Origin of the sequence: Arthrobacter sp. ZGTC131 (genome assembly GCF_002929275.1) — a bacterium.
Classification (GTDB): domain Bacteria; phylum Actinomycetota; class Actinomycetes; order Actinomycetales; family Micrococcaceae; genus Arthrobacter.
The window spans coordinates 3,994-5,729 of record NZ_PJIK01000035.1; the positions used below are offsets into that span (position 1 = coordinate 3,994).

A 1,736-nucleotide genomic window follows, 5' to 3' on the forward strand; every position below is an offset into this window, starting at 1 on the left:
TTGTAGGTGCTCCTTAGAAAGGAGGTGATCCAGCCGCACCTTCCGGTACGGCTACCTTGTTACGACTTAGTCCCAATCGCCAGTCCCACCTTCGACGGCTCCCTCCCACAAGGGGTTAGGCCACCGGCTTCGGGTGTTACCAACTTTCGTGACTTGACGGGCGGTGTGTACAAGGCCCGGGAACGTATTCACCGCAGCGTTGCTGATCTGCGATTACTAGCGACTCCGACTTCATGGGGTCGAGTTGCAGACCCCAATCCGAACTGAGACCGGCTTTTTGGGATTAGCTCCACCTCACAGTATCGCAACCCTTTGTACCGGCCATTGTAGCATGCGTGAAGCCCAAGACATAAGGGGCATGATGATTTGACGTCGTCCCCACCTTCCTCCGAGTTGACCCCGGCAGTCTCCCATGAGTCCCCGCCATTACGCGCTGGCAACATGGAACGAGGGTTGCGCTCGTTGCGGGACTTAACCCAACATCTCACGACACGAGCTGACGACAACCATGCACCACCTGTGAACCGGCCCCAAAGGGGAAACCACATTTCTGCGGCGGTCCGGTCCATGTCAAGCCTTGGTAAGGTTCTTCGCGTTGCATCGAATTAATCCGCATGCTCCGCCGCTTGTGCGGGCCCCCGTCAATTCCTTTGAGTTTTAGCCTTGCGGCCGTACTCCCCAGGCGGGGCACTTAATGCGTTAGCTACGGCGCGGAAAACGTGGAATGTCCCCCACACCTAGTGCCCAACGTTTACGGCATGGACTACCAGGGTATCTAATCCTGTTCGCTCCCCATGCTTTCGCTCCTCAGCGTCAGTTAATGCCCAGAGACCTGCCTTCGCCATCGGTGTTCCTCCTGATATCTGCGCATTTCACCGCTACACCAGGAATTCCAGTCTCCCCTACATCACTCTAGTCTGCCCGTACCCACCGCAGATCCGGAGTTGAGCCCCGGACTTTCACGGCAGACGCGACAAACCGCCTACGAGCTCTTTACGCCCAATAATTCCGGATAACGCTTGCGCCCTACGTATTACCGCGGCTGCTGGCACGTAGTTAGCCGGCGCTTCTTCTGCAGGTACCGTCACTTTCGCTTCTTCCCTACTGAAAGAGGTTTACAACCCGAAGGCCGTCATCCCTCACGCGGCGTCGCTGCATCAGGCTTGCGCCCATTGTGCAATATTCCCCACTGCTGCCTCCCGTAGGAGTCTGGGCCGTGTCTCAGTCCCAGTGTGGCCGGTCACCCTCTCAGGCCGGCTACCCGTCGTCGCCTTGGTGAGCCATTACCTCACCAACAAGCTGATAGGCCGCGAGTCCATCCAAAACCACAATAAAGCTTTCCACCCCCCACCATGCGATGAGGAGTCATATCCGGTATTAGACCCAGTTTCCCAGGCTTATCCCAGAGTTAAGGGCAGGTTACTCACGTGTTACTCACCCGTTCGCCACTAATCCCCCAGCAAGCTGGGATCATCGTTCGACTTGCATGTGTTAAGCACGCCGCCAGCGTTCATCCTGAGCCAGGATCAAACTCTCCGTTGAAGTAAAACAAAAACAGACACAACCAATGAAACCACGGGAAAACGCGGAACCAGGCTGCACAAAATTTGAAACCAGCCAAAAACACCAGACCACACCACAGGGGCGGCACGATCCGGCAAATTCAACCAATTCATATAAAATAAACCGGTATCAACAAACTTGGCACACTATTGAGTTCTCAAACAACAGACACA

Annotated in this window: 1 rRNA gene; it reads right to left on the minus strand. The window is 55.5% G+C overall.

The window, feature by feature from the left end:
• Window positions 1–17: 17 nt before the first annotated feature.
• Window positions 18–1,542, minus strand: a 16S ribosomal RNA gene (locus tag CXQ90_RS21505).
• Window positions 1,543–1,736 lie beyond the last annotated feature (194 nt).